Origin of the sequence: Gardnerella vaginalis (assembly GCF_040427915.1) — a bacterium.
In the GTDB taxonomy this organism is placed as follows: Bacteria; Actinomycetota; Actinomycetes; order Actinomycetales; family Bifidobacteriaceae; genus Bifidobacterium; species Bifidobacterium vaginale_C.
On sequence record NZ_JBETXJ010000002.1, the window covers coordinates 1,219,123 to 1,233,649 of the forward strand.

The following is a 14,527-nucleotide window of genomic DNA, read 5'->3' on the forward strand; positions in this document are numbered from 1 at the left end:
CAATTTACAGTCCTGCATCTGCAAGAGTTACGTATCCAGGGTCGATCAAAAGAGCTTTAAGATTAGTTGCGCTTACAGCGAGAATTGGTTCTGTTATTACAGGTATATCTTTTTCTAATCCACTGTTATTTACAAAAATAGAAATATCTTCGAGCTGAGATAATTTTCCATTAACATTTAGAGAACTGCATTCTTGAGCAACATCAGTAGAAATTTTCTGAATGTTTTCTATAGAAGTCATCCATTGCTTTCCATTTACAAGATTTGGTAAGGCATCTTTGTAAGCGCCGTAGCCAGTAATAACAGGCCATTTTGAATCGTTCAACAATTCATTAGCTGAATCTTTAAGCTCGGAATCTTCAGCATTTTTATTCTCTTTATTGGATTCAGATGAATTCAAATCATTATTTTTTGCGCTAGATTTTTGTGATTCATTATTTTTCGCAGTAGAAGCAGGCGTTGGAACCTTTTTCTTAGTTAAATTTCGTTTTCCTATAAAGCTTCCGATTATATCTGGAAGAGTAAAGGAAGGGTTAATATCTGCAGAGCTTCCCTTATATCCAAGGTCTTCAAGAGCTTTTTCTACTTGCATAACAACTTGATCATCTAAAGCAATAATGCCGTCTACGTGTTTTGTGGAAGTTGTTTCGTTATCATTCTTTATTACTAATCTCGACTTAAGTTCTGCCTTAACAGAGTCGGAATTATCTGCGTCGAAAGCAGCACTTTCCCAGTCATTCTCCGTTGAATCCTTATTAAGTTTTCCAGAAGGCGAAATCATTAATCCAGATGTGAAATAAGGTTTTAGAATTTTCCAGATTCCAGCGAAAGCAAGTCGTGCAAATTCATCATCAAATTCTTGAAGCTTGGAACTTGAATTATCAGAATCTGAATTACCATGAGTATTTACTCCAACATGCATATGAACATTTTGTTTTTGATTGTGACAAGGCAAAAGCACTTCTACACTTTTTGGATTATCTTTAGAAGCCTGATTTAATGCTAATTTTTGCACAAGAGTATACGCTTGAATTTCTCCAATGCTCTGAGCAGAAGAAAGTTTGAAGAATGCATCTGGCTTAAAATCTCTAGTAAGCCTAGATAACATAACGACATGCATGCCAGATTTTTTAGCCAAATCTAATGACGATGTAAGTCTATTTTCTGCTTCCTCTTGTGATTTTAGATCTTCTTCTTTTAGTTGCTCTTTAGGTGTTGTGGGTTGAGTTACGTAATCACCGTAATTATTATTACCGTTTTTATTACTCCAAGGAGCAACAACAATAGTCGTATTAGAAAGTTGCTTTTTTACGCTGCTATGAACATCTCTGATACTGGTTTTCTTGTTTTTGTTTTTAGAAGAATTTTTTGTTTTTAAAGATGTGATCATGCTCACAACGTAATCTTGAATATCTTGACTTTGATCGTATAAGCTGCTGGACGATTTAGTAGTAATAGAATTTTCTGAAAATCCTTGTTTTTTTAGCGATTTAATAATCTCTGGTACAAGAGTATCCCACGTGCTTAAAGGGGTTTTCCTACTTAGATTAAGACCGTCTGACGGCGTAAAAATAATAACACTACCATGATTTAAGCGAGTTTTAATAGAATTAGACGCTGTGTTTTGGGTAGTAGTTCCGCATGCACAAACAGCAAAAAGCATCATGCTAAATACTGTTATAGCAGCAATAGCTTTGCTTAAAAAGTGTTTCCGCACGCGAACCATATTTATAACCTTTCGTAAATATTTTAGTTATAGAATTTACTTTTATTATTAATTCTTTATATTCTTTATGTATTATCTATATATGATTTAACGGTTGAGTAAATCAAAGCACATATCGCGGTATTCGCTAACATAGCCTCCACCAAAGAAGACGCAATGTCCAGCAATAGGGTAGAGTTGCCAAATTGTCATGCGATTTTCAAAACCAGATTTTAATGGATGAACAGATTGATAGCCATCTAAAATTTGCTTAAAATAGCTGATCCCAAACAGTTGCAGCATTGCTAAGTCTTCCTCACGATGACCTCCGTGAGCTGCTGGATCAATCAAAACAGCCTCTGTGTGTTCGCCATCTTCGCTTTTAGTCCAAAGCACATTTCCACTCCACAAGTCTCCATGGACTCGCGCTGGTTTATCTTCAGCGGCTTTTCCCAGCAAATCTGGCAGAGCATCAATAACTTTATTTGTAAGATCTAAATCGCTTTTTGTAAGGCTACCTCTAGAAATACCAAGGTTTACCATTGGTAAAAGTCTTCCTTCTGCCAAATAGTCAATAACGTTACTCCAATTGCCACAATCCATTTTTACTGGGTCGCTTAAAGGTCCAAAATAGCATGTGCCATTATAATCTGCAGGTGGCTCCCCAAAATATTTTGCACCGAAATCGTGCATATGTGCCAAAGATGCACCAAATTCAAACGCTGCTAAAGGAGTGGGGCTTGTGGTTTCAATGCGTTCAATATTTAAATAGTCGTTTCCCCAATCAAAAACTTTAGCTACTTTAGGTCCGCCATTGTCGTAAGCTTCTCGAAGCCAGTTAAGTCCACGACCTTCGCATTCAAAGAATCGTTCTGGTGCGTATGATCTACTCTTTTTATACACGTTATTACTCATAGCAACCTCTGCGCTTGTATTTATACCAATCACATTATTTTACTTAAGACTTTGCACAATAATTATCTTTGTGTCTGATTCTTTATTTTTGGCTTTTAACTGGGCAAAATGTTTTAGCAAATTGATACCCAAAAAGCAATCCAGCTAAAGTAAGAGCAGAACCTAATCCAGTATAAAATACGGCTATAAATTGTTCTGGAGCAATATTGCTCGCGCGTAGAAGAATGCCAAAAGTCATCATGAATGCCATTATTATAAAGGATTTAATATCGAAGAAATTAAGGAAAAATTGCTTGTTTTCCTTGTATGCGTTAATCCTAGCAGTATGTTTTTTAACAAGTTTTCCGAAAATAAACACTTGGAATATTGCAAAAACAGCTAAAGATAAAGCGAAATTAATAGGGGATAAAAAGTTTGAGTATGCAATAATACCAATCTTAAGAATGTTGAATCCAGCAAAACACCATACAAGGCATGCAATTAATAAAAGTGTGTTCTTTGATACCTTCATAACTAACCTCGTTAAATCACATTATTCTTAATAAATTCTTATGTTAAACGTTTAAAACAATTGTAGTAATGATTTTTATGAAAAACGCTAAATAAGAGTATTTTGTGAATTGTGCATTAAAACTTTCAAAAAAGATAAGAAAATATGGATAAAAGTTGAAAAAAGTGTTGCAAATTGACGATATGAGTCGCTATAGTGCTTGTTTATGGAAGACAACGATCAACAGTATTCAACAGCTGACAATAAAGCTACTATTGCTGAGCCAGCTTTTCGTTACAATGCGCAGCTCGCACAAGATATTGAGCAGCGCTGGCAAAAGACTTGGGACGAGCAAGGCACGTTCTGGGCTGCTAATGTTAAGGGCGATTTGAAGGATGGCGAAGGCAGATTGGCTTGTGGTCGTCCTTCTTTCTTTGCAATGGACATGTTCCCTTATCCTTCTGGAAAGGGCTTACACGTTGGACATCCTCTTGGATATTTGGCAACGGATGTTGTAAGTCGATATCACCGTATGAAGGGTGAGAATGTTCTTCACGCAATGGGCTACGACGCTTTTGGACTTCCTGCAGAACAATATGCTGTTCAAACTGGTCAGCATCCGCGCATTACTACTGAGGCAAATATTGCAAATATGCGCAGGCAGTTGCATCGCATGGGATTGAGCTTTGATGATCGTAGATCTTTTGCAACTATTGATACAAACTACGTTCGTTGGACTCAATGGATTTTCTCGAAGCTTTATGACGCTTGGTATGACCCTGATTTTGTACGCAAAGATGGCGGTAAAGGTTCTGCTAGACCAATTGCTGAGTTAGTTGACGAATTTAAGAGCGGCAAGCGCGAAATTCCTGGTTTTTCTGGCAAAAAGTGGGAAGAGCTTAATAAAGTAGAGCAAGCAGATGTGTTAAACGATTTCCGTATTGCTTATATTTCTAAATCTCCTGTAAATTGGTGCCCAGGATTGGGAACTGTTCTTGCAAACGAGGAAGTTACTGCAGAAGGCAAGTCTGAGCGCGGAAACTTCCCAGTATTCCAGCGCAATCTTCGTCAGTGGTCCATGCGAATTACAGCTTACGCGCACCGTTTGGTTGAAGATTTGAATACTATTGACTGGCCGGAAAAAGTTAAGCTTATGCAGCGAAACTGGATCGGCGAATCTCACGGCGCTTCAGTGCATTTTGAAGTGCCGTGTGCTGACGGCGAAACTCGCGATTTGGAAGTGTACACGACTCGTCCAGACACGCTTTTTGGCACAACTTTTGCGGTTGTTTCTGTTGATCACCCAATTCTTGAACACGTTCCAGAAGCTTGGGGCGCGGATGTTCCAGAAAGCTGGAAGGGCGGTTACGCAAATCTTAAAGACGGTTTAGCTGAGTATCAAGCTCAAGCTCGCGCTAAAACCGCTAAAGATCGCACGGAAGATGCTGGAGCAAAAACTGGCCTGTTTACGGGTCTTTACGCAATTAATCCTGTAACTGGAGCGAAACTTCCACTGTTTACTGCTGACTACGTGCTTATGGGCTACGGTACGGGCGCAATTATGGCAGTTCCTGGCGGCGATCAGCGCGATTACGATTTTGCTAAAGCCTTCGATTTGCCAGTAATCTACACGGTTGAGCCTTTGCCTGATTCCGAAGAAAAGTTGGAAGATTATGAGGGTAAAGCTCCATTCGTTTCTCACGACGGAATTGTTATTAATTCAGCAGTAGAGCATACTCATAAGCTCGGTGACGCTTTGTCTATTAACGGTTTGCGCGTAGACGAAGCTATCAAAAAGGTGACGACTTGGCTTGAAACAGCTTGTGTTGGTAAAGGTAGAGTTTCTTACCGACTCCGCGACTGGCTGTTCTCTAGGCAGCGCTACTGGGGTGAGCCTTTCCCAATCGTTTACGATGAGGACGGTGTTGCTCACTTAGTTCCAGATTCTGAGCTTCCAATTGCATTGCCAGAACGTTCCAGACTATCAGCCGAAAACTTACGCGCCAGACGACGCGAATTCGGAGCCAGAAGCTCCTTTGAGCAGAAACGAGGATTGGGTAAAAGTTCAGCTCGACCTTGGCGATGGTGTAAAAACCTATTATCGTGACACCAACACTATGCCAAACTGGGCTGGTTCCTGCTGGTATTACATGCGTTACTTGGATCCGAACGACGCTGAGCACATGGTTGATAACGATGAATACGACTACTGGATGGGCACGAAGAGACCAGGCAAAGAGCATGTTTCTGGAGGCGTTGACCTTTATGTTGGTGGCGTAGAGCATGCAGTTTTGCACTTGCTTTACTCCAGATTCTGGCATAAGGCGCTTTACGACTTGGGTTACGTTGATTCTGCTGAGCCTTTCCATCGCTTGTTTAACCAGGGCATGATTCAGGCTTATGCGTACACGGATGAGCGTGGACAGTACGTTCCAGCCGACGAGGTTGAAGAAGGTGCTAATAACGGTGCTGGCGAGCCAACATTTACGTGGCACGGCGAAACCGTGAATCGTGAGTTTGGCAAGATGGGCAAGAGCTTAAAGAATATTGTGACTCCAGACTACATGTACGAAAACTATGGCGCAGATACGTTCCGTTTGTACGAAATGAGTATGGGCCCACTTTCTGAGTCTCGCCCGTGGAATACGCGTAACGTTGTTGGCGGTATGAGATTCTTGCAGCGCTTGTGGCGTAACGTTGTGAACGAAGAAACTGGAGCTTGTGTAGTAACAGACGACGCACTAGATGAAAAGACGCTTAAGCTTCTTAACAACACGATTGCAGAAGTTACTGTAGAGATGGAAGCAATGCGTCCAAACACTGCAATTGCTAAGCTGATTGTGTTGAATAATCACTTAACTTCTCTACCTCATGTGCCTCGTGCAGCTGTTGAGCCGCTTGTCCTTATGCTTTCTCCAATTGCACCGCATATTTGCGAAGAAATGTGGAGCAAGCTTGGACATACTAAGTCTATTGCTCACGCAGATTGGCCAGTTGCGGATTCTCGCTACGTTGGTGCGGATACTGTAACTGCTGTTGTGCAAATCAAAGGCAAGGTTCGCGCAAAGCTTGAAGTTGACCCTAATATTGAGGCTAACGAGCTTGAAAAACTTGCTTTAGATGCAGTAGCTGATCGCTTGGGCGGGAAGAAGCCGCGCAAGGTGATTGTGAAAGCACCAAAGATTGTGTCTATTGTGCCAGATGAAAGCTGAAAAAACAAATGTTTTCTAGGCAAAATAGCCTTTAACCACATTGGTTAATTTTACTTGAAAGATGCGTATCTTCATTTAATAGTGGAGATACGCATCTTTTTTATTTAACAATCAAAAATAAATAAGCTGAAACGAAGGAGGTGGTTAAATGAACAAAAACAATAGTAACGTTCTAGAAAGATTGGCAGCTATTGATGCTTTAAATAATAATTATGAAAATACAAATTATTTGCAAAATACTTTGAATGATGATTCTAAAAACCGCATATTGGCACAAGAGAAAAACAATTCTATAGATTATCAGCTTGCTGATTTTCCCATAAGCTCAAAAGATTCTGCTTCAAATATTGATAATCTTAATAAACGAAATAATTTTGAAAAAAGAAATCTCGTCAGATTACGAATAAAACCAGTACATGCTTTGTCTATTATGCTAATTCTCGTAGTATTTTTAGCATCAAGTTTAACCATGCTCATATGTCAATCTAGAACTTATAACAAGATTTATTCTTATCAAGCACAACGAGAATCTAAAGTTGAATCTTTAACTAAAAAATTTGAATCAAATAATAAAGATGATGATGAATATAGCAATGATTCTAAAGAGGATTCTAAAAAAGACTTACATGCAAATGAGACTAAAGATTTAACTGTTAAAAATAAAAATGAAGATTTTAGTGATAACACGCACAAAATTAACGAAAATGATATAAGCAAAAATAATAGTATCAACAAAGACAAAAGCGGTTGCATAAATATAAACACAGCAGGGTTGGAAGAATTACAAACACTAAAAGGTATAGGGCCAAAAATGTCTCAAAGAATATTGGATATGCGTAAAAAGTTGCGTGTTTTTAAGCGGATTGAAGATCTTATGCAAGTTAAAGGAATTGGGCAAAAGACTTTTTTAAAACTTAAATCAGCAACCTGCGTTGGGTAAAATTATGTGATTTTTAAGGTTGGAAAATGAAAGAATTATATTGGGATCTTGAAAATGGAAACAAGGATTTTAGGCTTGTTCCTATTGCGTTTAGCGTATGGTTTGGTTGCTTATTTGCTCGATTTATAGTTGATTCACAACAAGATTTTTTCTATATGATAATCGCAATAATATCGTTTACTCTTTTGTGCTTTTATACTATTTTTTCAGTAGGAAATTGCATTTTTACGTGCTGCTTAAAAAATACAACTGATTACAAAAGTCGCATAAAATTAAAGTTTTATGAGTTAATTAAAAAATTAAAAATAATAGGATACAAGCATGCTTTTTTAACAAGTCTTTGTGCGTTTCTAGCAGCTTTTATAATGTGTTCAATTATTTTAAACATAGAACATATGGACCCTGTTTTTAGTGCTATTAAAGATCTAAAGCAAAGTGATACAGAATATAAATTTAATCGAAAAAACGAGGTTCAATCTATCAGATTACTTATGGATATAACGTCTCCTCCAAGAGTATCGCAATCCTTTAAGGGGGATTGCGTATTAAACGTGAATGTAAAACAGATTGAAATTATGGATAAAGAAAAAGTTATTAGTAGAAGTAAAAGCTTTGTGTCTGCTAAACTTTACGCTTTTAATCCAGATTGCAAAATAATGAACTACGGGTACAAGATAAGTAGTTTTGGAAAAATTTCGATTTCAAAATTTGACTCTCATGCGATAGAAATTCAAGTTCCTAAAGCAAACAAAACAGATAAAACGAAATTATATAAAGTAGAAGTTATTGAAAAAGCTAATCTTTTTAAGACATTATTAAATGTATTGTGGAAAGAATTTTACAATGTGACTAGTTCTTTAGATGAACAGGGTCAAATGCTTGTTCCTGGTCTTACTGTAGGACTTTTGGGTCAAGAGCATTTAAGTGATGTAGAAGATTTACGAAAAGTTAGTATCGATAGCACTTATGCGAACACTATGAAACAAAGATTCAAAATAGCTGGAATAATGCACCTTATGGCAGTTTCTGGAGGACATTTTTTGCTTTTATCTTGCGTGATTCGTAAGACATGTGCTTTTTTGCTTTTGCCAAGAGTAGTGAGCGCAATATTTGAAGCTTGTGGTCATATTCTTTTATCGTGTATTGTGTATCCGTCAGCATCGGTTCTTAGAGCGCTTATAATGGGTTTAATTTCTGCTGGTGCATTAATGTTTTCTAGACAATACCAGTCTGCTAGTGCTTTAAGCCTAACTGTTATAAGTGTTCTTTTTATTTGTCCAAAATATGCGTGGGACTACTCGTTTGCTCTTTCTGTTTGCGCAACTTTTGGAATAATAATTATGGGCATTCCATTGAAGAAAATATTTTTAAGGTATATGTCATCAAGTCTTGCAAGCGCATTAAGCATAACGTTGTGTGCACAGTGTTTTACGCTTCCTGTGCAAATATTAATGCAACCACAAGTATCTTTCATATCTGTTATAGCAAATTTAATTGTTGCACCTTTTGTTGATTTTGCAACAATATTTGGTCTGCTTTCGCTTGTATGCGCTCATTGGAGTTATTCTATTTCTCTGATTTTTGCCACAATTTCATCTTTTGGAACAAACATTATGGCAAATTGCGCATGGTATTTGGGAGATTTACAAATTGGAACAATACCTTGGGTTAATGGTTCTTTAGGTGCGTGGCTAATCGCGTGCGCTGAATTCACCATCTTTTTATTAGCACTTCTCATAAATAAATATTTTAGAAAAAGTGAATCATATAATAGTTTAAGGATATTTTTACAAGTTAAGTCGAATCGTTTTAAGCAGCTTATAAATGATTCAACAAAACTTTTTGAATGATTAAGTATTTTAAGTTTTATATGGTTTGTACAATTGATAAGCGTGCAAAATTAAGCGGATTAAATAAAAACAAGGATAGTCCCATTAGTTAAATCGTGAGAATATAAATATTCTTAAGGAGTACGTATGCAAGCGTTAAAAAAATTTGCGCCATTTACAGTTGTGGTTGGCGGTGATGCGTATTTAAATGATTTAAACGCTCGCGACTTAAAAACTCGCATATTGAGCTCCTATCCAGATGCTGATGTAGTAAATTTAGACGCTTTAAATGCCGATAAATATGCTTTTATAACTGCTACAGGACCATCTTTGTTTTCTAGTGGAACAATTGTTGTTATTAACAATCTTGAACAAGCTAATGAAGATTTAGTCGAAGCAATAATAGGGTTTTGTGCTAGAGAATCTAAATCTAATAACAATGATTGCTGGGTTATTGCGCGCCACGAAGGAGGTGTTAAAGGAAAGTCAATTGTTACAAAACTTGAAAAAGCTGGAGCAAGTAAAATAACGGTACCAGATCTTAAAAAAGATGATGCAAGATTGAATTTTGTGCTAAGTCTTTTCGAAAGGCAAAATCGTAGTATAGAGCCTGCAGCAGCTGGACGCATAACAGAAGTCTTAGGTGGGAAAACCGACCAATTAGCGGCGCTTTGTTCTCAATTGTGCTTTGATTTTGACGATAATCCAATTACTTTAAAAATAGTTGATCAATATTTAATATCAGACCCTCAGGTTACTGGGTTTTTTGTAGCTGATAAAGCTGCAGAAGGTAACTATGGTCAAGCTGTTCTTGCAGCAAGAACAGCGATTTTGCAAGGTGTTGATGCTATAGCATTGATTGGGGCTTTGGCTGCAAAAATGCGAATAATTACAAAGGCTATAGCTGTTAAAAATGGGGAAATTTCTAATGCTCAAGCAAAAGTTAACCCTTGGGCTTTAAAAATGGCTATGAGATCTTTAGGCGGATGGAATGATAATGGGATTCGTAAGTGTTTTAAATGTTTAGCATGGGCAGATGAGCAGTGCAAAGGTGGAACTAGTGATGCTGATTATGCTTTAGAAAAGTGTATTAGCATAATCGCTTGCCGTGGGCGTTAATGTGAAAATTTTAAAAGCATAAAGTGTTAAAACATAAAGCGTTAAAAGTCTAATATGAAAGTGTGTGATTTTGGAAAATCAAAATATCAAAAAGCTCGTAATTCCAACTGATTCGTGTATGCGAGATCTTGGAAAAACTATTGCAAAAATAGTGCATGAAACAGACGTTATTTTGCTTTCTGGCCCACTTGGCGCTGGGAAAACAACGTTCGCGCAGGGTTTTGGACAGGGCTTGGGAATAAAAGATCCGATAGTTTCCCCAACTTTTACTATTGCTAGAGAGCTAAAAGGCACATTTTCTGATGGAAAAGTTGCGAATCTTATTCATGTAGATGCTTATAGGCTTGGTGGAAAAGATTACGCTCCAGGACAAGATGTTGTTTCTAGGCTTTTAGATGAGCTTGAATCTTTAGGTTTAGACGAAGCCTTGGAAGAACCAGGTGATGGAACTGTTGTTCTTATGGAGTGGGGAGAACAGATGGCTGGTGTTCTTGCTGATGTTCGTCTTGAAGTTCATATTGATAGGCCAATTGATAAAGACAAGTCAAATGAGTTTACAAGTGAAGGCAAGCGCGTTGTAACTCTTATCCCGGTCGGAGGAGATTGGTGCAATCGCTTAAAAATTCTTGATTAAGAGTAAGCTAAATTGGTTGGTCAATTTAAGGAAAGAAAATGAGCAATACGCTAATTATAGACACGTCATATGGTTCTACCGTTGGTATTGTGGGGCATGATCCGATAGTAGAAACAGATTCTCGCACGCATGTTGAAAGATTGCAAGTAAACATTGATTCTGCTGTAAAAAATTCTGGATTAGATCTTAAACAAATAGACGAGATTGTAGTTGGAGTAGGTCCTGCTCCTTTTACAGGTTTAAGAGCTGGGTTGGTTGCAGCTAAAGCGATTGCTTTTGCGAATAACGCAAAGATTCTAGGATGCAACAGTTTGCTTCCACAAAGTTTAATGATTCGTTTTGGCGCTTTTGAAGAATCTCTTAAAAATGGCGTTATCTCTAATAATACAATAGTCGAAAATAATGAATCTTGCGTAGCTAAACACACGTATGTTCTTTCGTTAAATGATGCTAGAAGACGTCAAGTTTATATGAGTTTATATGACGATAGTGGTTGTGCAGTAATAGAAATGGACATTGATTATCCTGCAAATATTGTTGATAGAGTAAATCAATATTTTGAATCAAATAAGATTTGTGACTACTGTGTTTGCGTTGCAGGTCATGGTGCTAAAAAATACGCTGAAGATTGGAAGAAAATCGAAAATATACGCCTAATTACAGAAGTGAGCGCTCTTGATTTAGGTGTAAAAGGATTAGAGATATTTAAGCTGTGTGCAAGTCAAAAGGACGTTATTGAACCGCTTTATTTAAGAAGACCAGATGTATCCGTTCCAAACCCGTTGAAGCATGTTTTAGGATCTGGTTCTGCTACAAAAGTGTCGGAAAAATAGGATTCAAGCAGAAGTACGCATATGATTGTAGACATAACTTGTTCAAAATATCCAGCTTGTGCATCAAATAAGAAAAGCTGCGCAATAGAGAAAATTGATTCTGCAAATTCTGAAACAATAGTTTCTCAAATTGCAAAAATCGAAGCAGACTTGTTTGGATCAGGATGCTGGAACAAGAACATGATTTTGCAAGAGTTACAAGCACCAATGCGCGCGTATTATGCCTATATTGACGAAAATGCAAATACTGATACAAATACAGATACGGTAGCTGGGTATGCGGGATTTTGGTTTGATGGCGACGACGCTCAAATAATGACAATAGGCGTTGCAAAAGAATATCAAAAGCAAGGAATTGCAAGCAATCTTCTAAAAACTATGATTGAAAATGCAAAATCAATAGGCGCAAAACGAATGCTTTTAGAAGTTAAAGTAAACAATAATCCAGCATTAAAACTGTATGAAAAATTCGGTTTTACAAAAATGGGATTAAGAAAAAGATACTACATGCCAGAGGGAATAGACGCATATACAATGTGCGCACAAATAGAAGACTTAGACGGTTTAGAAAATTTAGAAAGCTCAAAAAGCTTAGAAGAATCTAGCGAAGCTTATAACAGTGCTAAAAGTGAGGAAAACAATGAGTGAAACAAGCGAGCCAATAGTTTTAGGTATTGAATCAACTTGCGACGAAACAGCAGCCGCAATCGTTAAAGGAAGAACATTAGTTTCTAACGTTGTAGCATCCTCAATGCAAGAGCATGCGCGCTATGGTGGTGTTATACCAGAAATCGCATCGCGTGCGCATGCGGAAGCATTCGTGCCAGTGGTATCAAAAGCATTAGCGGATGCAAATATGGATTTGAGTGATATTGATGCTATAGCAGTAAGCGCGGGTCCAGGATTAGCAGGATGCTTAGCTGTTGGCGTTTCGGGTGCTAAAGCACTAGCTAGTGCCGCAAAAAAACCGATTTATGGAATAAACCACGTTATTGGACACATTGCAGTAACGCAATTGCAATTCGGTGACGTGCCTAAAGATGTTCTAGCGCTTATAGTTTCGGGAGGTCATACTTCTCTTTTGCATGTTAATAACATTGCGCGCAGCATAGATGTTGTTGGAACAACATTAGACGATGCGGCTGGCGAATGCTTTGATAAAGTAGCTAGATTGCTGGGATTCCCTTATCCAGGAGGTCCGCATATTGATAGGCATGGGCGTCTTGGGAATCCAAATACGTTGAAAGTTCCGCAAGGACTTACGCAAGGTCGTTCTGGCAAAGAACATCCTTACGACTTTAGTTTTTCGGGTGTCAAAACAGCTGTTGCGCGTTGGGTGGAAGCTCGACAAGCACAAGGCTTAGAAATACCAGTAGACGATGTTTGTGCGTCTTTAGCAAACTCTGTTGCGGATGTTCTTTCGCGCAAAGCTATGATGGGCTGCGAGGAATACGGTTCAAAAACTTTGTTGATTGGTGGCGGATTCTCCGCAAACTCGCAACTTAGAGAGCATCTTTTAGAGCAAGGCAAAGAGCATGGAATCGAAGTTCGTTTGCCGCAGCTTAAGCTTTGCACGGATAACGGAGCAATGGTGGCAATGCTTGGTGTGAATTTGGTGGAAGCAGGAGTTCGTCCGTCTGCTCCAGATTTTGCAATCGATTCAGCAATGCCACTTACAACCGTTAGCTTATAATAGTAAAAGTAGTTCTAAAATAAGCGAGGTGTTTTGTGTACGAAGGCTATGCACGTAGAGGAGTTTTGCAAGTTGGTGAAAAAATCCAATTCACCGATAGAAAAGGCAAGCGAATCACAGCACAGCTTACTAAAGGCGGAGTTACACAAACCGAGCACGGCATTATTTTGCACGACGATGTTATTGGCAAAACTCAAGGTGTTGTAGTAACAACAGTTAGTACAAAACGCGATTTTGAGCGTAGTAATAAGCAACTTGACGCATCTAAAGAATCAAACAAGCCATGGATGGCAGCGCGTGCAATAGGCGGATGGGATTATGTAGTTATGCGCCCACGATTGGCGGATTACGTTTTATCTATGCCAAGAGGCGCTCAAATCATGTATCCAAAAGATATTGCACAAGTGATTTCTTTAGGAGATATTCGCTCTGGAATGCGCGTTTTAGAGTCTGGAGCAGGCTCTGGCGCAATGAGCTTAAGTCTTTTAGACGCTGTTGGTCAAAGTGGTGAGCTTACAACAATAGAGCTTAGACCTGATTTTGCTAGAATCGCGCAACTAAACGCAACAATTTACTATGGCGAAAAACCAGAATGGTGGAATCTTTTAACTGGAGATTTTGACTCAGTAGCAAAGTCACTTCCAGAAGGCTATTTTGATCGCATTATGCTAGACATGCTTGATCCTTGGAACAGGCTTGAACAAGCCTATAGGGTTATTGCTCCAGGTGGCGTATTAGTTGCGTACGTAACAACCACAACGCAAATGTCTAGAATGACACAAAGTTTGCGAGCTTCGGGAGTTTGGACAGAACCAGAGATTCAAGAAACGTTAGAAAGAACTTGGAAAGCACAAGATTTAGCAGTTAGACCAGATCATGCAATGATAGGTCATACTGGTTTTTTGGTTATTTCGCGCGCAATGGCGCAAGGATTTAATGCGTTAAAGAAGCGCGAGCGTGCTACAAAAGATACTGTTAGCGATATTGATGACTTAACTCCCGAAGAGCGCGCAGAACAGCTAGAAGATTTGTCTCTTAGAGATATATCAGATAGAAAGCTTAGAAAAGTCCTTAGAGATTTAGATTTGCAAATCGCACAATTACCTAACTCAAATCCAAAGCCTAATAAGGCTTAACTGAAGACTGAGGAGATTAAA

The 14,527-nt window shown here is 38.4% G+C and carries 11 protein-coding genes and 1 pseudogene; 9 read left to right on the plus strand and 3 right to left on the minus strand.

Going from position 1 to position 14,527, the window contains the following annotated elements:
- Positions 1 to 4: 4 nt before the first annotated feature.
- The 3 genes from ABVC65_RS04915 to ABVC65_RS04925 all read right to left on the minus strand — a co-directional run bounded on the left by ABVC65_RS04915 (position 5) and on the right by ABVC65_RS04925 (position 3,131).
- Complete coding sequence (locus ABVC65_RS04915) at positions 5 to 1,726, minus strand: hypothetical protein (protein ID WP_353582730.1); 1,722 nt, start codon at positions 1,724 to 1,726, stop codon at positions 5 to 7.
- A gap of 87 nt (positions 1,727 to 1,813) precedes the next feature.
- Positions 1,814 to 2,620 carry a fructosamine kinase family protein gene (locus tag ABVC65_RS04920; RefSeq protein ID WP_029600507.1) on the minus strand — a complete coding sequence of 269 codons (807 nt, stop codon included), beginning with the start codon at positions 2,618 to 2,620 and terminating at the stop codon, positions 1,814 to 1,816.
- 82 nt (positions 2,621 to 2,702) lie between these two features.
- On the minus strand, positions 2,703 to 3,131 hold the full coding sequence (locus ABVC65_RS04925) for a hypothetical protein (RefSeq protein WP_004122522.1): 429 nt from the start codon (positions 3,129 to 3,131) through the stop codon (positions 2,703 to 2,705).
- Between the two features lie 205 nt (positions 3,132 to 3,336).
- On the opposite strand from ABVC65_RS04925, the pseudogene leuS reads away from it, so the two are divergent.
- From leuS to ABVC65_RS04970, 9 genes and pseudogenes are all read left to right on the plus strand, one after another.
- Positions 3,337 to 6,322 (plus strand): annotated as a pseudogene (gene leuS / locus ABVC65_RS04930) (leucine--tRNA ligase).
- Between the two features lie 148 nt (positions 6,323 to 6,470).
- Positions 6,471 to 7,262: a ComEA family DNA-binding protein gene (locus tag ABVC65_RS04935; RefSeq protein WP_353582731.1), complete on the plus strand. Its 792-nt coding sequence runs from the start codon at positions 6,471 to 6,473 to the stop codon at positions 7,260 to 7,262.
- Between the two features lie 26 nt (positions 7,263 to 7,288).
- Positions 7,289 to 9,112, plus strand: a complete 1,824-nt coding sequence (locus ABVC65_RS04940; RefSeq protein ID WP_353582732.1) for a ComEC/Rec2 family competence protein — start codon at positions 7,289 to 7,291, stop codon at positions 9,110 to 9,112.
- Between the two features lie 126 nt (positions 9,113 to 9,238).
- Positions 9,239 to 10,210, plus strand: coding sequence for a DNA polymerase III subunit delta (gene holA, locus ABVC65_RS04945; RefSeq protein ID WP_353582733.1), 972 nt, complete (start codon positions 9,239 to 9,241; stop codon positions 10,208 to 10,210).
- A 64-nt stretch (positions 10,211 to 10,274) separates the two neighbouring features.
- Complete coding sequence (tsaE, locus tag ABVC65_RS04950; protein WP_019261650.1) at positions 10,275 to 10,844, plus strand: tRNA (adenosine(37)-N6)-threonylcarbamoyltransferase complex ATPase subunit type 1 TsaE; 570 nt, start codon at positions 10,275 to 10,277, stop codon at positions 10,842 to 10,844.
- A 38-nt stretch (positions 10,845 to 10,882) separates the two neighbouring features.
- Positions 10,883 to 11,677 carry a tRNA (adenosine(37)-N6)-threonylcarbamoyltransferase complex dimerization subunit type 1 TsaB gene (tsaB, locus tag ABVC65_RS04955; RefSeq protein WP_353582734.1) on the plus strand — a complete coding sequence of 265 codons (795 nt, stop codon included), beginning with the start codon at positions 10,883 to 10,885 and terminating at the stop codon, positions 11,675 to 11,677.
- Positions 11,678 to 11,698: 21 nt separating this feature from the next.
- Positions 11,699 to 12,325 carry a ribosomal protein S18-alanine N-acetyltransferase gene (gene rimI / locus ABVC65_RS04960; RefSeq protein WP_353582735.1) on the plus strand — a complete coding sequence of 209 codons (627 nt, stop codon included), beginning with the start codon at positions 11,699 to 11,701 and terminating at the stop codon, positions 12,323 to 12,325.
- Positions 12,318 to 13,370: a tRNA (adenosine(37)-N6)-threonylcarbamoyltransferase complex transferase subunit TsaD gene (gene tsaD / locus ABVC65_RS04965; RefSeq protein ID WP_353582736.1), complete on the plus strand. Its 1,053-nt coding sequence runs from the start codon at positions 12,318 to 12,320 to the stop codon at positions 13,368 to 13,370. Before rimI ends, tsaD begins: the two co-directional genes overlap by 8 nt.
- A 35-nt stretch (positions 13,371 to 13,405) precedes the next feature.
- Complete coding sequence (locus ABVC65_RS04970; protein WP_353582737.1) at positions 13,406 to 14,506, plus strand: tRNA (adenine-N1)-methyltransferase; 1,101 nt, start codon at positions 13,406 to 13,408, stop codon at positions 14,504 to 14,506.
- Positions 14,507 to 14,527: the final 21 nt, after the last annotated feature.